Source organism: Accumulibacter sp., assembly GCF_036625195.1.
In the GTDB taxonomy this organism is placed as follows: Bacteria; Pseudomonadota; Gammaproteobacteria; order Burkholderiales; family Rhodocyclaceae; genus Accumulibacter.
On record NZ_JAZKUG010000001.1, the window covers coordinates 308,617 to 326,274 of the forward strand.

Here is a 17,658-nt window from a genome sequence, read left to right on the forward strand (position 1 = left end):
GCGCGACAGCCGGCGACGCCATACGTCAGGAGCGAACGGCCTCGGCCCAGCAGTTGGGTGTTTCATAGAGGCGCAGGCGTTCGAGGCGCAAGTGGTTGCCGTAGGTGTCGCGGTACACCGGATCGAGAATCGCGAACGCCGTGCGCACCAGGTTCTCGGCCGTCGGCACGCAATCGAGAACCACCGTCCGGTGCTCCGGCAATGAAGCCAGAAAATCGACCACCGGCCGGTCGCCGCGGTAGACCAGGAAGGCATGATCCCAGGCATCGACCAGATGCTGCATGGCCAGCGCCTTCACCTGCGAGAAGTCCATCACCATGCCATTGGCCGGGTCGCCCGCCTCGCTGATGATGTCGCCGGCAAGGGTGATCTCGAGCGCGTAGCGATGGCCGTGCAGGTGACGGCACTGGCTCCTGTGGTCGGGAATGCGGTGGCCCGCGTCGAACTCGAGGCGACGGGTGATGAGCATCGGCTGCACCCGGAAGACGGAGGCGCGATTATAGCACCGCCAGCCCGCCGGCCCGGCGACGGGCAGATGTCCGGTGCACACCCGCCGGAAACTGCCGGAGGGTGTCGAGCAAACTTACACCTGCCCGTCGGAACCTCCCGGCAGATGCACGCATCCTGCTGATTCATCATGCTTTCTCGTCCCCCATGTGGGCCGGCACGGCCCTTGCTTGAGATACCTGCAGCCCCTCCAGGAAACTCCGAGAGATGCCACCGATCGATCCCTTTGCTGCCCGCATGCTCGCCCAGATCGCGCTGATCGAACGCTACCGCGTCGACGTCCTGCGCCACGAGGGGCGCCGGCTCGACGCCGACGGCGCGGCGATCGAGTGGATATGCCGCTACGCCGAGCATTTCCCGCCGCCCGAGCAGTTCGACTGCGACTCGCCGTCAGCCACCGCTCGAGGCGGCCCGCGCCCTGCCCGCGCGCGCCTGCAGCCGCGGCCGAGGCCGCTCAGTCCTTCAGCCGGGTGATCTTGTTGCCCTGCAGCCCGATGCCGGCCATCAGTCCCTTCTGGCCGAAGACGAAGGCGTAGATGTCCTCCTTGGCGTTCATCGTCGTCAGCGACTTGCCCATTCCCTGGTCGACCATCACCACCGACGGACCGACGCCGACCTCGAAACCGTCGGTCTCGGTCAACGCCGCCAGCGACCTCTCGTTCATGAAGAACATCGCATAGCCGTACTCCTGGGCGCCGGCCTGCAGGCCGAAGGAGGCACCGGCCGTGTTGTAGTGGCCGACGACGGCCTCGCCGCGGAACAGCACGCCTTCACCGTACTGACCGCCGACGACGAAACCGGCCTTGGTGATCTTCGGAAAGACGAGCACGGCCACCGCATCGCGCGCCAGAGCCTTCGCCGCCGGCACTCGCGCCGTCAGTTTCTGGTAGGCCTGCCGCGCGTCCCGCTCGAGCGCGGTCCGGTCGGCGGCAACGGCGGAAAAGGAACCGGCAAGGCCGGCGATCAGGACGACGAGAAGGACGTGTGCAGCGCGGCCAAGCCGCTGGAAGACATTCGGGTTCATGTTGGGACCTCACGAGAAAGGTGGTTGCGGCATCCGTGCCGACCGTCGCCGGCACGACGTGATGATACTCCTGCAACCGCACGGGGCAGCGACCGCCGGCGAAGGCAGCGAGTCACCAGCAGCGCCGCTCCTTCCTGCACTCAGTTGCCGAACAGGCCCTTCAGAGACTTCATGATCGTCGCTCCGCCCGGCACCACCGAATCGGCAGCCGCGTCTCCCGCCGCCTCCCGCGCCATGTCGCCCATGCCGAGCAGCGCCGAGTCGAAGCTGTTGACGCGCACGCGGGCGGTCCAGATCGGCGGCTTTTTCTCGCCGGCCTTCTGCGGCGGATGGGCGAAGCTGCGCGTCGGACCGAGCGCCTCGCCCATCAGCATCGCGCCCTGCGTCCGGGCAAAGATGCCCGCCGGAATCGTGCACGTGTTCTGGCTCGCCGGCAGCATCGGCGCCTGGTTCCTCGACGCCATCCAGATGATCACCTCGCGCTCGTTGGCGGCGCCGACGGCGTTCAGGTTGTAGCCACGGGCACGCGCCAGGGCCGCCCACTGCAGGGGAATCGCCGCGCTCAGGCTGCCGCTGCCGGCGCGCAGGCCCATCGGCTCGAGGAAGTCCATCTGCTGGTCGAGCGCATAGCGAATCTCCTGCGGCATGAAGCTCGTCCGCACCAGATGCTCGCCGACCGCCGAGGCGTCGGCCGGCACGGTACCGCCTGACGGATCGCCCTGCGGCCACCACAGCGTGCGCGGCGGCAGGCTCTCGCCGCCGTCGGCGCCACCCTTGCCCTGCCGGCTGTGGCGCGCCATCGCCGCCACCTCTGGCGAGACGCGGCTGTCGATCGTGCGCAGGTCGATCACTTCCGGCTGGCCGGCTGGCACACTGGCGCCGCAACCCCAGTAGAGGAGCAGTTTGCCGCCCTGATCATCGGCCGCGCCACCCTCGCCCTTGCCGCGCCGCTCGCCACGCAGCGGCAGCACCGGCCCGATGCGCATCGCCTCGGGAACGATGTGCTCGGCGCTTGCCCCGCCGGCGAGATCAACCGGGCTCGTCAGGCGCAGATCCATCATCCGGCTGACACTGCTGCCACGCCCGCTCATCATGCCGAGCATGCCGCTCATTCCGCCGCCACCGGCAAAGCCGGAATGCGTGCTCAGCGTCATCTCGTAGCTCACCGGCGCCGCCATGGCCACCGGCACGATGCCGGCACTCGCCAGTGCTGCCGCCAGCGGCAGAAGACCGCTCATCTTCGTTCTCATCAGGATCTCCTGGTTCGCAGTTGTTGGTAGCCGACTGTATAGCACCGAGGCGGCGACGACGAAAGGGCTCGGCTGGGGCTCGGCCGGCGCCCGCGTCAGGCGGACAGGGAAGCGCCAGCCTGCGCCACCGCTTCCTGCAGCAGGCCGACATCGGCAGCCGTCGTCCGCCAGTTGTCGAACGCGGCGCGAATGGCGGCGCGGCCCTGCCAGACGGTGCCGGTGACGAAGGCACGGCCATCGGCCTGGATCGCACGCACCGCCGCCCGGTTCAGTTCGTCGTTCGCGCTGCCGTCGAGCCCGGGGCGGACGAGCCGGAAACAGACGATGTTCAGCGGCGCCGGATTCATCAGTTCGATCCCCGGCGTCGCCTCGACCCAGCGCGCAAACGCGGCGGCATTGTCGACGCAGCGTTCGACCAGCGCGCGATAGCCGGCGCGACCGTAGGCCTTCAGTGCACACCACGCGGCAAGACCGCGGAAGCGACGCGACATCTCGGGGACATGGGTGAAGGGATCCCAACCCGCACCAGCGGCAACGTAGGCACCGGCAACCGCGAAAGCCTCACGCAGCAGGGCGCCGTCACGGACGAAGGCGAAGCCGCAGTCGTACGGCACGTTCAGCCATTTGTGGCCGTCCGCCGCCACCGAGTCGGCGCGCTCGATGCCGCGGACGAGGTGCGCCAGCCGCGGTGAAACGGCTGCAAACAGCCCGAAGGCTGCGTCCACATGCAGCCAGGCGCCGCCCGGATGCCCGTCGCGCAGGTCGGCCAGCGCCGCAAGGTCGTCGAAGTGGCCGCTGTTGACCTCGCCGGCATTGCCGACGAGGATCACCGGACCGTCGACGTCGCGCAACAGACCGGCCAGTGCATCGAGGTCCACCTCGCCGTGGCGGGCATCCACCCGGCGCACCTGGTTGCGACCGAAGCCCAGCGTACCGAGGCATTTGACGGCGCTGAGATGGATTTCACTGCTGCCGGCGACGACGATCGGCGGCCGGCCGGCGAGGCCATCGCCGGCCGCATCGAAACCGAGCTGCCGACCCGCCCACTGCCGCGCCGTGGCGAGTCCGACGAGATTGGCCATCGTCGCGCCGCTGGTCAGCGCGCCTTGCCAGGCCCCTGGCAGGCCGAAGAGCTCCTGCAGCCAGCGCAGAACGACGAGTTCGGTCTGCGCCGCCGCCGGGCTGCCCGCCCACAGGCCGGCGTTCTGGTCGATCGCGGAGGCCAGCCAGTCACCGGCGAGCGCCGCCGGCGTCGCACCGCCATTGACGAAACCGAAGAAGCGCGGCCCTGGCGAAGCGGTGATGCCGCGCTCGGCGCGGGCGAACCACTCGCCGACGACGCCTGCGGCGTCGCAGCCGTTCTCGGGCAACGCCTCATCGAGGGCCAGGGCCATTTCCTGCGGTGTTGGCACCCGGCTCACCGCGCGCTGCGGCAGCGAAGCGAGAAAGGCCGTCGCCAGCTCGTAGGCCGCGCGCAGTGCCCCGTCGGCACCGCCTGCTGCATCCGTGTCTGCACTCATCATCATCCTCACCCTTCTGACGCCTGCTCGCGACCAGCGGCCGAGGCCGCCACCGCAGCGCAGTATCGCCGCGCCGGCGAGCCGGGGTCAATGCCCCGGCGCACACCGGCGTTCAGCCAGTCGCGGCCGGTGTCGCGTTCGCCGCCGCGCGTTCGCGGCCCAGGCACTCGTACTCGGCGATCAGTTGCGCACCGACGAGCAGCAAGGTGGCGGCGATCTCCATGCTGAACATCGCCACCACCGCCGTCGCCAGCGGCCCGTAGACGACACTCGCCTTCGACAGAGTGGTGAAGAACCAGACCAGGATGCGGCGGATCACCTCCCAGATCAGCGTCGCAGCGATGCCGCCGGAGAGCGCATGGCGCAGGCGCACCCGTCCGACCGGCATGATCAGGTAGATCGCCGTCAGGATGCAGACTTCGGCACCGAGGCCGACGAGGTGGAGGAGATTGCCTGCCAGCCCGCGCAGCGACCACTCCCAGCCGAAGAAGTGCAGGTTGGCAGCGGCGACCGTCTCGAGGGTGATCGAAACGATGGTGACGCCGAGCAGGGCGACAGCCAGCAGCAGGACAAAGCAGTAAGGCAGCAGCGCCGAGGTCAGGAAGTGGCGTTGCCCGCCGGCGTTGCGATGGGCGAAGATCACCGCCATCGCCTTCTCGAGGACCGAAAAGGCCAGCGAGCTGAAGAACAGCATCGTCAGCAGCAGGACCGCGCCGACCGCCGCCCGCTGTTCCATGAATTTCGCGATCTCCGCAAGGAAGGCGTGCGACTGGCTGGGCACCAGCCATTCGAGGTAGCGCCCGATCGTCGCCAGCAGTTCCGCCTCGTCGACCAGGTGCGACAGCACGATCACCGACAGGATGAGTAGCGGCACGACCGACAGCAACGCATAGTAGGCAATCGCCGCCGCCAGCAGCAGCCCCTGATTGCCGCTGAAGCGGCGCAGCGCACGCAGCACGAAGCGCGCCGGGTGCCGCAGCACCTGTCGCGTCGACGCACTGGCTACGGGCATGCTGAACGAAGGGAACACGACCGCTGACGGGTCTCCTGGCCCATGGTCTCGACTGCCGGGTCAGCCCTTTCGCTCCATGGCAAGAAGCCTTGCAGCGAGGCCGAGAAAGACAAAACCCATCAGTCGTTCAAGCAGCAACTGACGGCGAGGACTCGACAAGAGCCATTGGCCAAGGCTACCGCTGGCTATTGACAAAGCCGCCTGAAATAGCAGGCCAAGCAGAGCCAAGAGAGCACCAAGGCCGACAATTTGTTGGAAGATCGGCCCGAAGGATGGGGCAGCGAATTGCGGAAGAAACACACCAGAAAACAAGATGGCCTTTGGGTTCAGCAGATTCGTCATGAACCCACGGCGGAAATTTTCGACCGGCGAGCGAGCAGTGACTTGACTGCCTGCGACGAAAGGCTTTGAGCGAAAGGATTTGTAAGCGAGAAGGATCAGGTAAGCGGCGCCCCCAAAGCGGATGACATCAAAAGCAATGGGCGACGTGGCTACGATTGCCGCAACCCCGGCAGCAGCAAGAACGGAATGAGCAAACATGGCCAATGAAATACCGGCAGAAGCCCAAAGCGCAGGCCTCCGACCTTCTGAAACTCCAGTTGCGACGATGAATGCCACATCAGGTCCGGGGGTGAGGAGCAGAACCAAGGACGCCGCAAGGAAAACAGGCAGAACAGAAATGTCGAAGGGCATGGTAGCCTCCTTGTCAGAAAAAGGGCTAACGCGTGAACCCAGGCCGCGGCCCGTCAGGGACATCGTGCCTGCAGCGAATTGTTGGCCACAGCCAAGTTGAACTGACGAAGGCTCTAGAAACCATACCCCGGTTGCTTGAGGAACTCAACCTCTTCTGCTGTGGAGGACCGGCCCAAGATTGCATTGCGGTGTGGATACCGCCCAAACCGATCAATGGTGTACTTGTGGCGAAGCTCGAACTCGTAATTGCCCGGCGGTGCGTACGCCTTGAACAAGGACTCGGCCCGCACATGGATCACACGCGACTCGCTGTGCATGAACGGCATGAGCAAGAAGCTGCGCTCATCGCTGCCGAGAACAGCAAGCGCCCCTGCGGCAACGGCCTCCTGCGACAGAACCAGCGCCATTGGATCCTGGGCAAAGGCTTGCGGCGTACCGCGATGAATGTTCCGCGAGAACTGGTCCAGCACGATGATCTCGGCCAAGCGTCCATGTGGCCGGACACGCCACTCATCAAGCTCTCCCGCCGCGGCCTGCTGCAACAGACCCAGATAGCGCTCCTTGATCAGGTCATCGAATACCGGATCAGCGATCCACCACTGCTTCGGTTGAATTTCCTTGAACCAGAAGGTCAGAACCTCTTCGAACATTCCCGATTCCTTTGCTCTCGCCACTTGGGGGGGCCAACGTGCAACTGATGGAACAAAACAACGCCCTCGACCTCCGCTTGCCGAGGCAACCGGGCGACGGCAGGCAAGCGCCATCGCCCGGCGATAAACGGCAAGGCGTGCTCGATGCTTTCGCCTCGGGTGCTGCGCCACGACACCGACGCGGATCGCCCCGATCGCCTCCGCAAGCAACGCACCGCCCACCTCACCGGGAACCGGCCGCCTCGGCCGCCGCCGGCGAATCCTCGCGCGGCCCTTCGCCTTCCTCGCTCTCGCGCAGGATCTGGTCGATCTTCTCCTGCAGCGGATCGCTCCCGAGTGGCTCCGGCACGCCGCGGGTTGCGGGCTCTGGCGGTAGGTCGGGCGCCTGCGGCCTTGGCGCAGCTTCGACCGGCCGGCGGCGGCGCTCGGGCGCGACGGCCGGCTCGGGCGCGAACAGCTCGCGCCACCAGCGCTTGATGCGCGCCCACCATCCGGTCTCTTCCGGCGGCGAGAAACGAAGCCGTGGGTCGATGATGCGTGCGCGCAGGACGTTGCGGAAGAAGTCACCGACGACCGGCAACGCGCTGTGCGCGCCCTGCCCCCAATGGTCGCTGCGCAGCGTGACGCGACCGTCGTTGAAACCGACCCAGGCGCCGGCGACGAGTTGCCGGTGCATCAGGATGAACCAGCCATCCGCGTTGTCCTGCGTCGTGCCGGTCTTGCCGGCGACGTCGGCGCGGATGCCGTAGCGATTGCGGATGGCGCGACCGGTGCCGCGGTCGATCACGCCGCGCATGCTGTCGAGCAGCGTGTAGGCGACCGCGGGCTTGAGCACCGCCTCGGCCTCTGGCGGGCCGAATTCCTCGATGACCCGGCCGTCGCGGTCCTCGATGCGGCTGACCAGAAGTGCCTCGCGGTAGACGCCCGCGTTGGCGATCGTGCCGTAGGCGCTGACCATTTCCTTCAGGGTGACCGGGCTGGTGCCAAGGGCAAGCGAAGGCACGGCCTCGAGCCTGCTCTCGCGCACGCCCATGTCGCGGGCGAGCCGGGCGACCCTGGCGGCGCCGACCTGCTGCATGAGCTGCGCGGTGATCGTGTTCTTCGAGCGGGCGAGCGCATCGGCGAGAGTCATCGACTCACCACTGGGCGGCCCGCCATCGGTCGGCCGCCAGATCTCGCTGCCGCCGACGGCGATCGCCACCTCCTGGTCGATCAGCCGGTCGCCGGGCTTGGCACCCTGGCGAAACGCCTCGCCATAGACGAAGGGCTTGAAGGTCGAGCCGGGCTGGCGGCGCGCCTGCTGCACATGGTCGAAGGCGTCCTGCTCGAAGTCGCGGCTGCCGACCCAGGCCTTGACGTGGCCGTTGCGCGGATCGATCGCCAGGAAGCCGATCTGGATCTGGGTCTTCTGTCGCTGCAGCGCGCGCATGAAGGCCTTGTCGGCCTGCAGGTCCTGCATTGCCTGCTGCGGGGTGCGGCCCTTGCCGATCGCGGCACGATACTCCGGCGATTCGCGGATGAACGACTGCACGAGGTCCACGTCGGGACTCCACGCCGAGCGTCTGCCCCAGGCGGCGTCGGCGATCCTCTGCAGGGCGTTGCCCTGGCGGAACACGGCCTGGTTGGCCGCCGCCTGCAGGCGGGAGTCGATGGTCGTGCGCACGATCAGCCCGTCGCCGTAAATGCTGTAGTCGTTGCGGTCGGCCCAGGCGATCAGCCACTTGCGCAGTTGCCTGGCGAAATGCGGCGCCGGTCCCGGCACTTCGCTCTGCCGCTCGAAGTCGATGCGCAGCGGTTTCTCGCGCAGCGCGTCGAACCGCTCGGCGTCCAGTTTCCCGCGCCGGACCATCTGCTGCAGCACGATGTTGCGGCGCTGCAGCGAGCGCTCCGGATTGAGAACCGGGTTGTAGTAGCTGTTGCCCTTGAGCATGCCGACCAGCGTCGCCGCCTGCAGGACGTCGAGCCGGTCGGCCGAAGTGTCGAAATAGGTGCGCGCCGCCATCTCGATGCCGTAGGCGTTGTACAGGAAGGGGACGGTGTTGAGGTAGGTCTCGAGGATTTCGTCCTTGCTGTGGACGGCCTCGATCTTCAACGCCGTGATCGCCTCCTTGATCTTGCGCATCAACGTCGGATCACGGCCGATCGCCTCCGGGTACAGGTTGCGCGCGAGTTGCTGCGTCAGCGTCGAACCGCCCTGGCGGTCGCCGCTGAAAGTGTTGAGCGCGGCGGCGATGGTGCGTCGCCAGTCGAGGCCGAAATGCTCGCGGAAGCGGTGGTCCTCGGTGGCGATCAGGGCGTCGATGACGTGCGGCGAGATCCCGGCCAGCGGCACCCACTCGCGATTGGACTGCTTGAACTCGGCCAGCTTCCGGCCGTCGGCCGAAAGGATCTGCGCCGGCTGCTCCGACGACACCTTGCGGATGTCGCTGATCCCCGGCGTTAAAGGAATCAGGATGAGGACGTAGAGCAGCAGCAGCGCCGGCAGCGCCAGCAGCGCGCGGACCACCCCGCGCCGCGTCGGGTGACGGAGGGCGTCGACGCTGCTGCCGAGGCGCGCGGCAAGGGCCGGGGCACGCCTGGCAACCAGTTGCTTAAGCTCGCCGAGCCGGGAACGGAACGATGCCATCGATGCTTCACATCACCAACAAAAGGGCTGCCGCCCGGGACTGCTGATGCTATGGACCCGAGCAGGCGCCGTCAATTCGTTTCGCCGCGTCTTGCCGCTGGCACGGCAGGCGTCGGCCAGCGCCTCCGCCTGCGCTACACTTCGCCCCATCCGGAAAGGAGCGACGCATGCGCCAGGACGAAGTCGAGATCATCGAACGCGAAATCTGCTACCAGGGTTTCTACCGCCTCGAGCGGCTGCGCCTGCGGCACCGGCTGTTCGCCGGCGGCATGGGCCCGCCGATCGTCCGCGAGGTGATCGAGAAGGGCGACGTCGCCGCGGTGTTGCTCTACGATCCGCTGCGCGACGAGGTGGTGATGATCGAGCAGTTCCGCATCGGCGCGCGCAACGACGCACGCGGTCCGTGGCTGCTCGAAATCGTCGCCGGCCTGATCGAAGCCGGCGAAACGCCGGCACAGGTGGCGCGGCGCGAGGCGCTCGAGGAAGCCGGCTGCACGGTGCTCGACCTGCTGCCGATCAGCAGCTTCTACACCAGCCCGGCGAAGACCTCGCAGCGCACCCACCTCTTCCTCGGCCGGGTGGACAGCGCGAACGCCGGCGGCATCCACGGACTGGCAGAGGAAGGCGAGGACATCCGCGTCGTCCGCCTGCCGGCGGCCGAGGCCTTGCTGCTCGCGCAACAGGGGAAGACGGACTCGGCGTGGCCGTTGCTTGCGCTGTTCTGGTTTGCCGGCCAGCGCGAAGCGGTGCGTGCGCGCTGGTCGCTCGCCGGCGAAGCGCCGCCGGCGTCCGCCTGATCGCCCGCCGCTTTCAGCAACCGTCGCGGCGACCGGCGAGATCGGCGAGCAGGCCGCGCACCGCGAGTTCGCAAAGGTCGATCACGCGCTCGAAACCCGATTCGGCGCCATAGTACGGATCGGGAACTTCGGAGATGCCGAGGCCGGTGGCGTAGTTGAGGAACAGGCCAAGCTTGCCCCGGTTCGCCGCCGGGCACTGCCGCCGCAACGCAGCCAGGTTGGATTCGTCCATCACCAGGATACGGTCGAAACGCTCGAAATCGGCGTCGATGACCGCCCGCGCCCGCAGGCGCGAAAGATCGTAGCCGCGGCGCGCTGCGACCCGCCGCGCGCGCGGGTCGGGCGCCTCGCCGGCGTGATAGTGGCCGTGCGTGCCGGCCGAATCGAAGTCGAGCGCGCGCCCGAGACCCTGCTGCTGCGCCAGGGTGCGGGCGACCGCTTCGGCGATCGGCGAACGGCAGATGTTGCCCATGCAGACGAAAAGCACGCGATACGGCATACACACCCCGCAGAATCCAACGGTTGGCGGCAAGTCAAGACGGCAAGTTGCCAACGACAACGGTTCAATGCGCCGCACAGCGACACACAGGAAGGACGGGCCATGAAGCCGACCGAAACCGTTCTACGCCGCTGCCGACGTCTGCAAAGCATACCCTTCTGTCGGACGACCTGACCAGCAATCTCTACATCAAGCACTGCGCCGTTGCGGGTCGCATCAGCTTCGCCAACCGTGCCCGCCATCAAGACCAGTGGGAAGTCGTCACGCTCGGGCGCTGCGCCGGCTCGGCCAGGGCTGGGTCGGCGAAGAAGCGCTTGCCATCGCCCTCTGCTGCGGCCTGCGCGTCTACAGCCTGGAGGAAGGCATCTGTCTCGCGGTCAACCTGAGCGGCGACTCCGATTCCACCGGTTGCGGTGCCACGCCAGATATGCCTTGTGGCGATCCGCGACCCCGCGCAACCGCCACGCCGCGTCCACCCCGAGCAGCGCACGCTGCGCGTCGGATAGCCCTGAACAAACAATCACCCGGCCAGCGTCGTCAAAACCGATCCAGCCGCCATCGAACAGTGCATCGAGATGCGGCGCCAGCAGCAGGCCGTTGAACACGTCCAACCGCTCGGCATCGGTCGCGCAGTCGGCCCAGGGTTTGATGTGGGAAGCGCGCAGCAGCGGCACGATGTCCAGCCCGGTGACGGCGCAGCGGCCCTGCCAGTAGTCGATCAGCGCCTGGCGGAAGAGATCCTGGCCCACCCGCTGCACGGTCAGCCGCTCGGCTTCGGTAGTCGCCGGCAGCCCCTGCGTCGCGCGCCGGAAGGCTGCGGCGCCCTCCCAGGCCAGCAGACGCGCCACCGTACCGGCCCGTTGCAGCAAATCGTGCAGCGCCGCGTAGCCAGCGACCCCGTCGACCAAGGCCAGCCAGCCGCCGGTCGACCGCGACAGGGGGAGACCACAGTCGGCCGCCACCTTTTCCGCCCAGGCGGTGGAGGAAAAGCCGACCCGGAACGCATCCGCCGCCAGCGCGTGGACACCCAGCTCTTCGGCGAAGGCGGTCGCGCGGAAAACCAGCCAGCCGTCACGCGCCTCAGGCGTTCGGTCGAAACCCGCGTCCTGCGCCGCCTTCTCGATGCGCGTCGCCAGCAGTCCGCCGGGCGCGGCGGCCACCGCGTCGCCACGACTGTGGCGGAAGGCTTCCCAAGCGGCAAGGAAAGCTGACAGATCGCGGCGCGAAGCAAACGCCAGCCCGACCGGGTAGCTGCCGCGCTGGCCCGAGACCGTTCGTTCCCGGCCGGCGGCAGGCTGGCTGCCCAGCCACTCGGCCAATTCCCCCCGCGTCCGTCCGAGCAACGGCGCCAGCGCCGTGGGAGCAAGGCCGATCTCGACCGCATTGCCCGGCGCATTGCCGGAAAAATACACCGCGCAGGTCTGCCCGTGCCGGGACTTCAATCTGAAGCCATTCGCCAGCTTTGAGTAACTACCGAGCCCATCGAACGCGTCTCGGATCAGCTGTTCATACTCACCATTCATAGCGAAACCTCCTCAAGCATCGCCGCGCGCCGCAGCAAATCCTCCAGCCGTTCGCCAACTGCGGCAAGCTCATCCAGCGCCACTTCGCCGATGGTCACGGTCGACCGTCGCCCGCCCTCGAAAACCAGCCGCTTGCGCACGCTCTCATGGGCGCCGCCGGTCGGGTCCCAAGGGTAAAGCAACAGCACCGCCGAGCTCGCGTAGCCCTCGGCGTAGGCCAGCACCTGGTAGAGGTCGCCCTGCGCGATGCCGAGCTTGCGTTCCTCCGGCGACAACCGCTTCCACTTCGTATCGACGACGCAGCAGACCGCCTCCCGATGGCGCACGACGATATCCGGCCGCAGGCGGAACAGGCGCTGCTCGGTCTGCGGATCGCGCACCAGATGGAAACGCACGTCCTGAATCGACAGCTCGAGCCCGGAACCGCGCAATTGCCGGCGCAGGGTGCGGGCGACGAATTTCTCGAAGAGGTCGTTCATGTCGAACAGCAAGGCGAACGAACTCCGGCCCCCGGCATAGAGGCCGGTCGTCGTTCCCTGCAGGAACAGCCTGGCCATGCCGAGGCAGAGACCGAAGCGCTCGTCGATGCGGTCGAGCGTCACGCGGGCCAGCCAGTCGCCGGTCGGTTCAACATCCGAAACACCCTCGAAGGCCGGCAGCAATTCGCGCAGCGCCTGCTGGGTCACGGTGTTCGAGGCCACGCGCAACATCCGCCGGATCGCCACGCGGAACAGCTGGTTCAACGCATGATCCTCGTCGAACTCGTCGAACTCGCAGGCCGAGCGCTCGCGATGGACGAGGTTGCGCCGCAGCTGTTCCTCGATCTGCAGGCGGCCGCGCACGGCCGGCAGGTCGTCCGCCTCCGCGCGGTAGCGGCGGATCAGCCCGCGCCGCAGCTGGTCGGCCAGCGCCCGCGCAAAGAGGCGCAGAAGGATGTCCAGCCAGCCATCGTCGGAATGCTCCAGCGCCGCCTGACCGGGCGTCGCCCCGTCGAGGTCGCAGGCCACCAGGAGCATCTTCAGCAGGTTCTGGCGCACCGTGGGCAGTTCGCATTCGCCCTCCGTCCGCTCGATCTTGGGCAGCAGCTCGATCGTCCGCCCCGCCACGAACACGGCGCCGACGTACTGCGCCGGCCGCACCCGGCTGCGCGACAGGTGCTCGATGAGCGGAATTTTCAGTCGCGCCGCGAGCGCATCCAGCGCATCGATTTCGGCGACCGACAACTTCCGTTCGGCAGGCGACGCCAAGCGCTCAACGACCGGGATTCTTTCGTACTCCCGGAAGCTGACCAGGCTCATTCGTAGATCGCCTTGACCATGCCCGGCGTCAGCTTGGGCGCCACCTCGAACATCGACCGCCCATCGCCGATTTCCGCGCCATCGCCGAACAGCTTCGCCGCATCGACGTCAAGCACGCGGACGATCTGTGCCTCCTTCCTCTTGTGCGTGTCGCCAAGAATCAGCCTGATCTTCGACCAGTCCTCGAAGAAATATTCCTGCAGCAGCGGGATCACCTTGCGCAGCAGGCAATGCTCGAGATCGGCGAACGCCTTGATGCCCATGAAGTAAGCGTGGCCCAGCGTGTGGTCGCGGTCGAACAGGTAGGCGATGCGCCGGTTCAACGTGTCGAGCAATCTGGGCAATTCCACGCCGTCTACCGCAGCAGACGACAGCACGCTGAAATCCGGCATCAGTTCCTCGAACACGAAGCGGCGGCGCAGCGCCGTATCGAGCAGCGCGATCGAGCGGTCGGCCGTGTTCATCGTCCCGACGATGTAGAGATTGGGCGGCAAACCGAATGCCGGTTCCTCTTCCGGGTCGACATAGGGCAGGCAGCAGCTCAGTTCGTTGGCCGCCCCGAGCCGCTTGTCGTCCTCGATCAACGTGATCAGCTCGCCGAAAATCTTGGCGATGTTGCCGCGGTTGATTTCGTCGATGACCAGTACGAAGTTTCTCAAGGGCTCCGGGGAACGCTCCTCGGGCACACCCAGTTTGCCGTCGAGCGCTTCCAGATGCTTGAGCACCGCAAAGAAGAAGGACTGATTGTAGGTGCACGTCTCCATGTCGCCCGGCGCCTTGAATTTCTCCCTTTGCGGCCACAGCGCCGCCAGCCTCTGGCGCGCCACGTTGTAGCGAAGGCTCTCCTCGGTCTTGCTCAGGATCACTCCCTTGCCCTGCTTGCCGGCCCGCGCCTGTGTCTTCTTGCCGCCGTGCAGCGTCATCTCGACGAACTGCTCCGACGCATTCGAGATGTCCTTGAGCAGTCGGTCGAAGGCCCGGTCGAAGCGCTGCATGTCGGTGAGCGCGTTGCCCGCCGTCAGCCGCGAAGCCCGCCAGTTCTCCTCGGCGGCATCCGCGAGGCGCTTCAACGGCCCCGGCTCGACCGAATAGACCACACTCGTTCCCTCGGTCGAAGGCCGGATGCCGACCACGAAATCCTGGTAGGTGTAGGACGGGTGAAAGCTCACGAACTCGACCTGGCCGCCGGCGCGGTACTCGTCGAAGCGCTTCTTGGTTCCGGGATACGCGTCGACCGCCTTCAGTTCGTGAACCGGTCTCTCCTCGATGATCGCCACCGCCTCGGCCACCGCGCGGTAGGTCTTGCCGGTGCCCGGCGGGCCGTAGAGGATGCGGTTCAATGGTCCTTGCATTTCTTGCTCCATTTTTCCTGGTTGGCCGCCTGTTCCGCCGGGCCCCATCGGCTGCAGCTCCGGAATATCCTCCAGCTTGATGCCGAAGCAAGGCTTGAGCAGTGTTTCCTCGAAGGGCATCAATTGATCCGGCGGCACCTGCCAGAACGTCGAGTTACCGCCCGGCGCCCATTTCTTTCTGGCCCCCGCATCAGCAGTGTTTCCCTGGCACTGCAGCAGAAGCTCATAGGGCCGTTCGATCCACTCCTCGCCCTTGGCCGACGGGCGGACCGGTCCGGCAAGCCGTGCCAGGGCGCGAACGTCGTTGCCGTAACAGAGATAGAACACGGAGCCTTCCGCCGCCTCCCGGAACTTCTTCGCCTGCCCTGCCCCGGTGTCGCGATGCAGCACCGCAATGCGCTGTTCGGCCAGCTTTTCGCGTTCCCCCGGCGCGAAGCTGCCATCGTTGCCGTGCGACAGCTTGAACACCTTGATCGCCTTCTCGCTCCAGACCTTCCAGACGCGCGCGCCGAAATCCAGGACCTCCTCGTCTGTGCCCTTCTGCGCCATGACCGCCGCCTGCAGGTCGGCCATGCTCTGCGACGTGTCGGATGAGCCGAGAAACGCCAGGAGCGGCGCGGTGGTGAAGATGGCGACGATGCGCGGGTTCTGGCGGTCCTGATAATGGAACGCGATCTTCCATTTGAACGCCTGTCCGAGATCGGCCGCTTCGATCGTCGCCAGATCGCCCCTTGCCGCCGCCGCGGCCACCCCGGCAACGAGGCTACGGATCTGACCGAACGCGGCTTCCTCATCCACCCCGTACTTGGAATACCAGCCGTAGCCCTCCGAGTAGCTGTTGCCTTCGCCCCCGGCCTTGTCGCTCTTGTCCTTGCGCGAATAGATGCCGAACTTGAAGGCGGAGCCACCCCAGATGCTGCCCATCCCGTCCAGCCGGCTTTCGATCCAGCTGGTGAAGGAATCGGGATCGCCAGCCTGGGTGTATTCGCTCAGCGTCAGCGATGACAAGCTTGCCAGCGGAAATTTCGCAAGGAAGCTGTTCCAAAGCAAGTCCTGCGCCTGACGATCGCCCTCGGTCCTCGTTAGATCCACTCAACCCCCCTTGTTTTCGATGCTCATTCGGCAAGCGCCCGTTCGCATTCCTTCACGAATTTGCGGAAGGAACGGCTGTGGGCGCACGCCAGATCGATATCGAGCATGGCACTCAGGGCCGGTTGGTCACTCACTGGGTGATAGCCCCTGCTCGCCATGCGCTCACCCAACCATCCTTTGGCGTTGCGAATCGCCTCGGCAGCAACCGGCGCCTGCAGCGTTTCCGGCAACCCGCGCTTGCCCGCCAGGGAAGCCACACCGGCAAGAAACCAGGCCTCATACTCGCGATTGGCCAGCACGACCGCCAGCCGGACGGGTCCCGCAACCTCCCGGGCCCGTGTCTCAATCGCCGCCGCAAGTTCGGCCGGGCAATCGTCATCGGCATCCAACAGAACCAGTACCATTCCATCCCCGGCCTTGGCCGCGGCAAGCCGCACATGACGGTGGAACTCTTCCTCACGCTGGAGGAAGCGATGCCGATGCACGCGGATGGGCGGACTCACGTTCAGGTCGAATACCCCTCTCGCCTCGGCAATCCGGCGCAGCAACAGGGGAACCGCCTTGACCTCCCCGTCACCTTCGACGATACAGACGATGTGGCTCATTGCTCGGCCCCGAACAACTTCAGCTGCCGCCCTTCCGGATCGGCCAGACGGCTCGGATCGGGTTCGAGCTGGTTCAGGGTCAGCAATTCGCCGGCCGTGAACAAGCCTTCGCGAATAGCCATGCGCGACGCCTGGTCAACTGGCGCGATCTTGGTAACGCCCGCACGCGCGGAAACCGCCAGCAGACTTTCCACGGCAACGGAAGCATCGTCGAGCAGTTCGGGACTATGGCTGGTGACGAGTATCTGACTGCGCGTCGCTGCCCGCGTCAACGCATCGCGCACCACCGCTGCCGCCGCCGGATGCAGCGCCACCTCCGGTTCCTCGATGCCCACCACGCTGGGGCGGCCGCTCCCTCCACCCTGATACAAGGCAACGAGAATACCCAGCGCCCGCAAGGTCCCGTCCGACATGCTGTTGGCCGGAAAACGCCACGGCTGTTTCGAGCCCGCGATGTCCTGACGGAATACCAGGGTCTCCATGTGCCCGACGCCGGCTCGCTCGACGCCTTGCACCGACGGCACGACCAGTTTGAGATAGTCCTCGACCAGCGCCTTGTCTTCCGGTGCTTGACGCTCCATGAAGGCGAGCACGCTGGCGATGTTCTCACCGAGCGACTTCAATGCCGAGCCATCCTGCGGCTTCTGCAGATCACGAATGACTCGCGGGTTGAGGTTGTAAAAAGTCATCCGGCTCAAGGCATCGAATACCGGCCGGAATGCCGGCAGCCCCCCGGCGTTGACCAAGGCCAGGCGATCCGGCGTGCTGACCGGAAAGACTTCTTCGCTCGTTCTTTCCGGCGCGCCCTGCACGACCCGATAGCTCGGACCGCCACCCGGACCGGCAATCGCGCACTCCTCCTGTTGCACCTCGAAACCGCCGGCTGGCCGCGGCCCGATGTTGAAAGCGTAACGGCCATCCCGTCCATCCGGCAGACGAAAATCCAGACGCACGCCGAAATGGTTCGGATGCCCGCCAGAGCGGCGCCGCACCTCGGAAAGGCCGCCACGCAAATGCAGCGCATTCTCGAGCGAGCCTTGCAAGGCGTCCTTGACGAAGTGCAGAACGTCGAGAAAGTTGCTCTTTCCCGAGCCGTTCGGGCCGACCAGATAGCTCAGCGGCCCGAGTTCGACATCGCAGGCGGCGATGCTCTTGAAATTCTTGGCCCGAACCCGGCGGATGAACACACTCGATGCCATCACAAAATCCC

At 66.5% G+C, this 17,658-nt stretch carries 16 protein-coding genes and 1 pseudogene; 3 read left to right on the top strand and 14 right to left on the bottom strand.

From position 1 onward, the window contains the following. Window positions 1–25: 25 nt before the first annotated feature. Complete coding sequence (queD, locus tag V5B60_RS01455) at window positions 26–469, bottom strand: 6-carboxytetrahydropterin synthase QueD (RefSeq protein WP_332345261.1); 444 nt, start codon at window positions 467–469, stop codon at window positions 26–28. 245 nt (window positions 470–714) lie between these two features. On the opposite strand from queD, the gene V5B60_RS01460 reads away from it, so the two are divergent. Then, the gene (locus tag V5B60_RS01460) at window positions 715–981 is read left to right on the top strand and encodes a hypothetical protein (RefSeq protein WP_332345262.1); all 267 of its coding nucleotides are present in this window, start codon (window positions 715–717) and stop codon (window positions 979–981) included. On the opposite strand, the gene V5B60_RS01465 is transcribed toward V5B60_RS01460, so the two are convergent. The 7 genes from V5B60_RS01465 to V5B60_RS01495 form a co-directional block, all read right to left on the bottom strand. Next, window positions 962–1,531, bottom strand: coding sequence for a lipid-binding SYLF domain-containing protein (locus V5B60_RS01465; protein WP_332345263.1), 570 nt, complete (start codon window positions 1,529–1,531; stop codon window positions 962–964). The two genes, V5B60_RS01460 and V5B60_RS01465, sit on opposite strands and share 20 nt — an antisense overlap. Window positions 1,532–1,671: 140 nt before the next feature. Then, the gene (locus V5B60_RS01470; protein ID WP_332345264.1) at window positions 1,672–2,781 is read right to left on the bottom strand and encodes a hypothetical protein; all 1,110 of its coding nucleotides are present in this window, start codon (window positions 2,779–2,781) and stop codon (window positions 1,672–1,674) included. A gap of 95 nt (window positions 2,782–2,876) precedes the next feature. Beyond that, window positions 2,877–4,307: a pyridoxal phosphate-dependent decarboxylase family protein gene (locus V5B60_RS01475; RefSeq protein WP_332345265.1), complete on the bottom strand. Its 1,431-nt coding sequence runs from the start codon at window positions 4,305–4,307 to the stop codon at window positions 2,877–2,879. A gap of 106 nt (window positions 4,308–4,413) precedes the next feature. Continuing rightward, window positions 4,414–5,331, bottom strand: a complete 918-nt coding sequence (locus tag V5B60_RS01480; RefSeq protein WP_332345266.1) for a YihY/virulence factor BrkB family protein — start codon at window positions 5,329–5,331, stop codon at window positions 4,414–4,416. A 42-nt stretch (window positions 5,332–5,373) separates the two neighbouring features. Then, window positions 5,374–6,006 carry a LysE family translocator gene (locus V5B60_RS01485; RefSeq protein WP_332345267.1) on the bottom strand — a complete coding sequence of 211 codons (633 nt, stop codon included), beginning with the start codon at window positions 6,004–6,006 and terminating at the stop codon, window positions 5,374–5,376. Window positions 6,007–6,119: 113 nt separating this feature from the next. Further along, complete coding sequence (locus tag V5B60_RS01490; RefSeq protein ID WP_332345268.1) at window positions 6,120–6,656, bottom strand: DUF924 family protein; 537 nt, start codon at window positions 6,654–6,656, stop codon at window positions 6,120–6,122. 223 nt (window positions 6,657–6,879) lie between these two features. Continuing rightward, entirely contained in the window at window positions 6,880–9,282 is a 2,403-nt protein-coding gene (locus V5B60_RS01495) for a penicillin-binding protein 1A (protein WP_332345269.1), read from the bottom strand. Between the two features lie 167 nt (window positions 9,283–9,449). Here V5B60_RS01495 and V5B60_RS01500 point away from each other — a divergent pair, with 167 nt between their 5' ends. Continuing rightward, window positions 9,450–10,079, top strand: coding sequence for an NUDIX domain-containing protein (locus V5B60_RS01500; protein ID WP_332345270.1), 630 nt, complete (start codon window positions 9,450–9,452; stop codon window positions 10,077–10,079). A gap of 13 nt (window positions 10,080–10,092) precedes the next feature. Here the strand turns inward: V5B60_RS01500 and V5B60_RS01505 are convergent, their stop codons facing one another. Further along, complete coding sequence (locus tag V5B60_RS01505) at window positions 10,093–10,578, bottom strand: low molecular weight protein-tyrosine-phosphatase (protein ID WP_332350378.1); 486 nt, start codon at window positions 10,576–10,578, stop codon at window positions 10,093–10,095. Between the two features lie 196 nt (window positions 10,579–10,774). On the opposite strand from V5B60_RS01505, the pseudogene V5B60_RS01510 reads away from it, so the two are divergent. Next, window positions 10,775–10,987: pseudogene (locus V5B60_RS01510) on the top strand (ADP-ribosylglycohydrolase family protein); the annotation flags it as partial. Here the strand turns inward: V5B60_RS01510 and V5B60_RS01515 are convergent. Genes V5B60_RS01515 through V5B60_RS01535 form a run of 5 tightly spaced genes read right to left on the bottom strand, consistent with a single transcriptional unit; the run spans window position 10,956 to window position 17,647 of the window. Further along, window positions 10,956–12,101, bottom strand: a complete 1,146-nt coding sequence (locus V5B60_RS01515) for an HNH endonuclease (RefSeq protein WP_332345271.1) — start codon at window positions 12,099–12,101, stop codon at window positions 10,956–10,958. The pseudogene V5B60_RS01510 and the gene V5B60_RS01515 sit on opposite strands and share 32 nt — an antisense overlap. Continuing rightward, window positions 12,098–13,399 (bottom strand): McrC family protein, encoded by a 1,302-nt coding sequence (locus V5B60_RS01520; protein ID WP_332345272.1) that lies wholly within the window; start codon window positions 13,397–13,399, stop codon window positions 12,098–12,100. The genes V5B60_RS01515 and V5B60_RS01520 overlap by 4 nt, the downstream gene beginning before the upstream one ends. Beyond that, window positions 13,396–15,843: an McrB family protein gene (locus V5B60_RS01525; RefSeq protein ID WP_332345273.1), complete on the bottom strand. Its 2,448-nt coding sequence runs from the start codon at window positions 15,841–15,843 to the stop codon at window positions 13,396–13,398. Before V5B60_RS01525 ends, V5B60_RS01520 begins: the two co-directional genes overlap by 4 nt. Window positions 15,844–15,866: 23 nt before the next feature. Next, a complete protein-coding gene (locus V5B60_RS01530) occupies window positions 15,867–16,448 on the bottom strand; it encodes a DUF4276 family protein (protein WP_332345274.1) in 582 nt (193 codons plus the stop codon). Beyond that, a complete protein-coding gene (locus V5B60_RS01535; RefSeq protein WP_434735355.1) occupies window positions 16,445–17,647 on the bottom strand; it encodes an AAA family ATPase in 1,203 nt (400 codons plus the stop codon). Before V5B60_RS01535 ends, V5B60_RS01530 begins: the two co-directional genes overlap by 4 nt. Window positions 17,648–17,658: the final 11 nt, after the last annotated feature.

What these genes read in the sequence shown, in the direction of transcription:
- queD (WP_332345261.1), bottom strand. Translation starts at nt 469, where the DNA reads ATGCTCATCACCCGTCGCCTCGAGTTCGACGCGGGCCACCGCATTCCC.
- V5B60_RS01460 (WP_332345262.1), top strand. Translation starts at nt 715, where the DNA reads ATGCCACCGATCGATCCCTTTGCTGCCCGCATGCTCGCCCAGATCGCG.
- V5B60_RS01465 (WP_332345263.1), bottom strand. Translation starts at nt 1,531, where the DNA reads ATGAACCCGAATGTCTTCCAGCGGCTTGGCCGCGCTGCACACGTCCTT.
- V5B60_RS01470 (WP_332345264.1), bottom strand. Translation starts at nt 2,781, where the DNA reads ATGAGAACGAAGATGAGCGGTCTTCTGCCGCTGGCGGCAGCACTGGCG.
- V5B60_RS01475 (WP_332345265.1), bottom strand. Translation starts at nt 4,307, where the DNA reads ATGATGATGAGTGCAGACACGGATGCAGCAGGCGGTGCCGACGGGGCA.
- V5B60_RS01485 (WP_332345267.1), bottom strand. Translation starts at nt 6,006, where the DNA reads ATGCCCTTCGACATTTCTGTTCTGCCTGTTTTCCTTGCGGCGTCCTTG.
- V5B60_RS01490 (WP_332345268.1), bottom strand. Translation starts at nt 6,656, where the DNA reads ATGTTCGAAGAGGTTCTGACCTTCTGGTTCAAGGAAATTCAACCGAAG.
- V5B60_RS01495 (WP_332345269.1), bottom strand. Translation starts at nt 9,282, where the DNA reads ATGGCATCGTTCCGTTCCCGGCTCGGCGAGCTTAAGCAACTGGTTGCC.
- V5B60_RS01500 (WP_332345270.1), top strand. Translation starts at nt 9,450, where the DNA reads ATGCGCCAGGACGAAGTCGAGATCATCGAACGCGAAATCTGCTACCAG.
- V5B60_RS01505 (WP_332350378.1), bottom strand. Translation starts at nt 10,578, where the DNA reads ATGCCGTATCGCGTGCTTTTCGTCTGCATGGGCAACATCTGCCGTTCG.
- V5B60_RS01515 (WP_332345271.1), bottom strand. Translation starts at nt 12,101, where the DNA reads ATGAATGGTGAGTATGAACAGCTGATCCGAGACGCGTTCGATGGGCTC.
- V5B60_RS01520 (WP_332345272.1), bottom strand. Translation starts at nt 13,399, where the DNA reads ATGAGCCTGGTCAGCTTCCGGGAGTACGAAAGAATCCCGGTCGTTGAG.
- V5B60_RS01530 (WP_332345274.1), bottom strand. Translation starts at nt 16,448, where the DNA reads ATGAGCCACATCGTCTGTATCGTCGAAGGTGACGGGGAGGTCAAGGCG.
- V5B60_RS01535 (WP_434735355.1), bottom strand. Translation starts at nt 17,647, where the DNA reads ATGGCATCGAGTGTGTTCATCCGCCGGGTTCGGGCCAAGAATTTCAAG.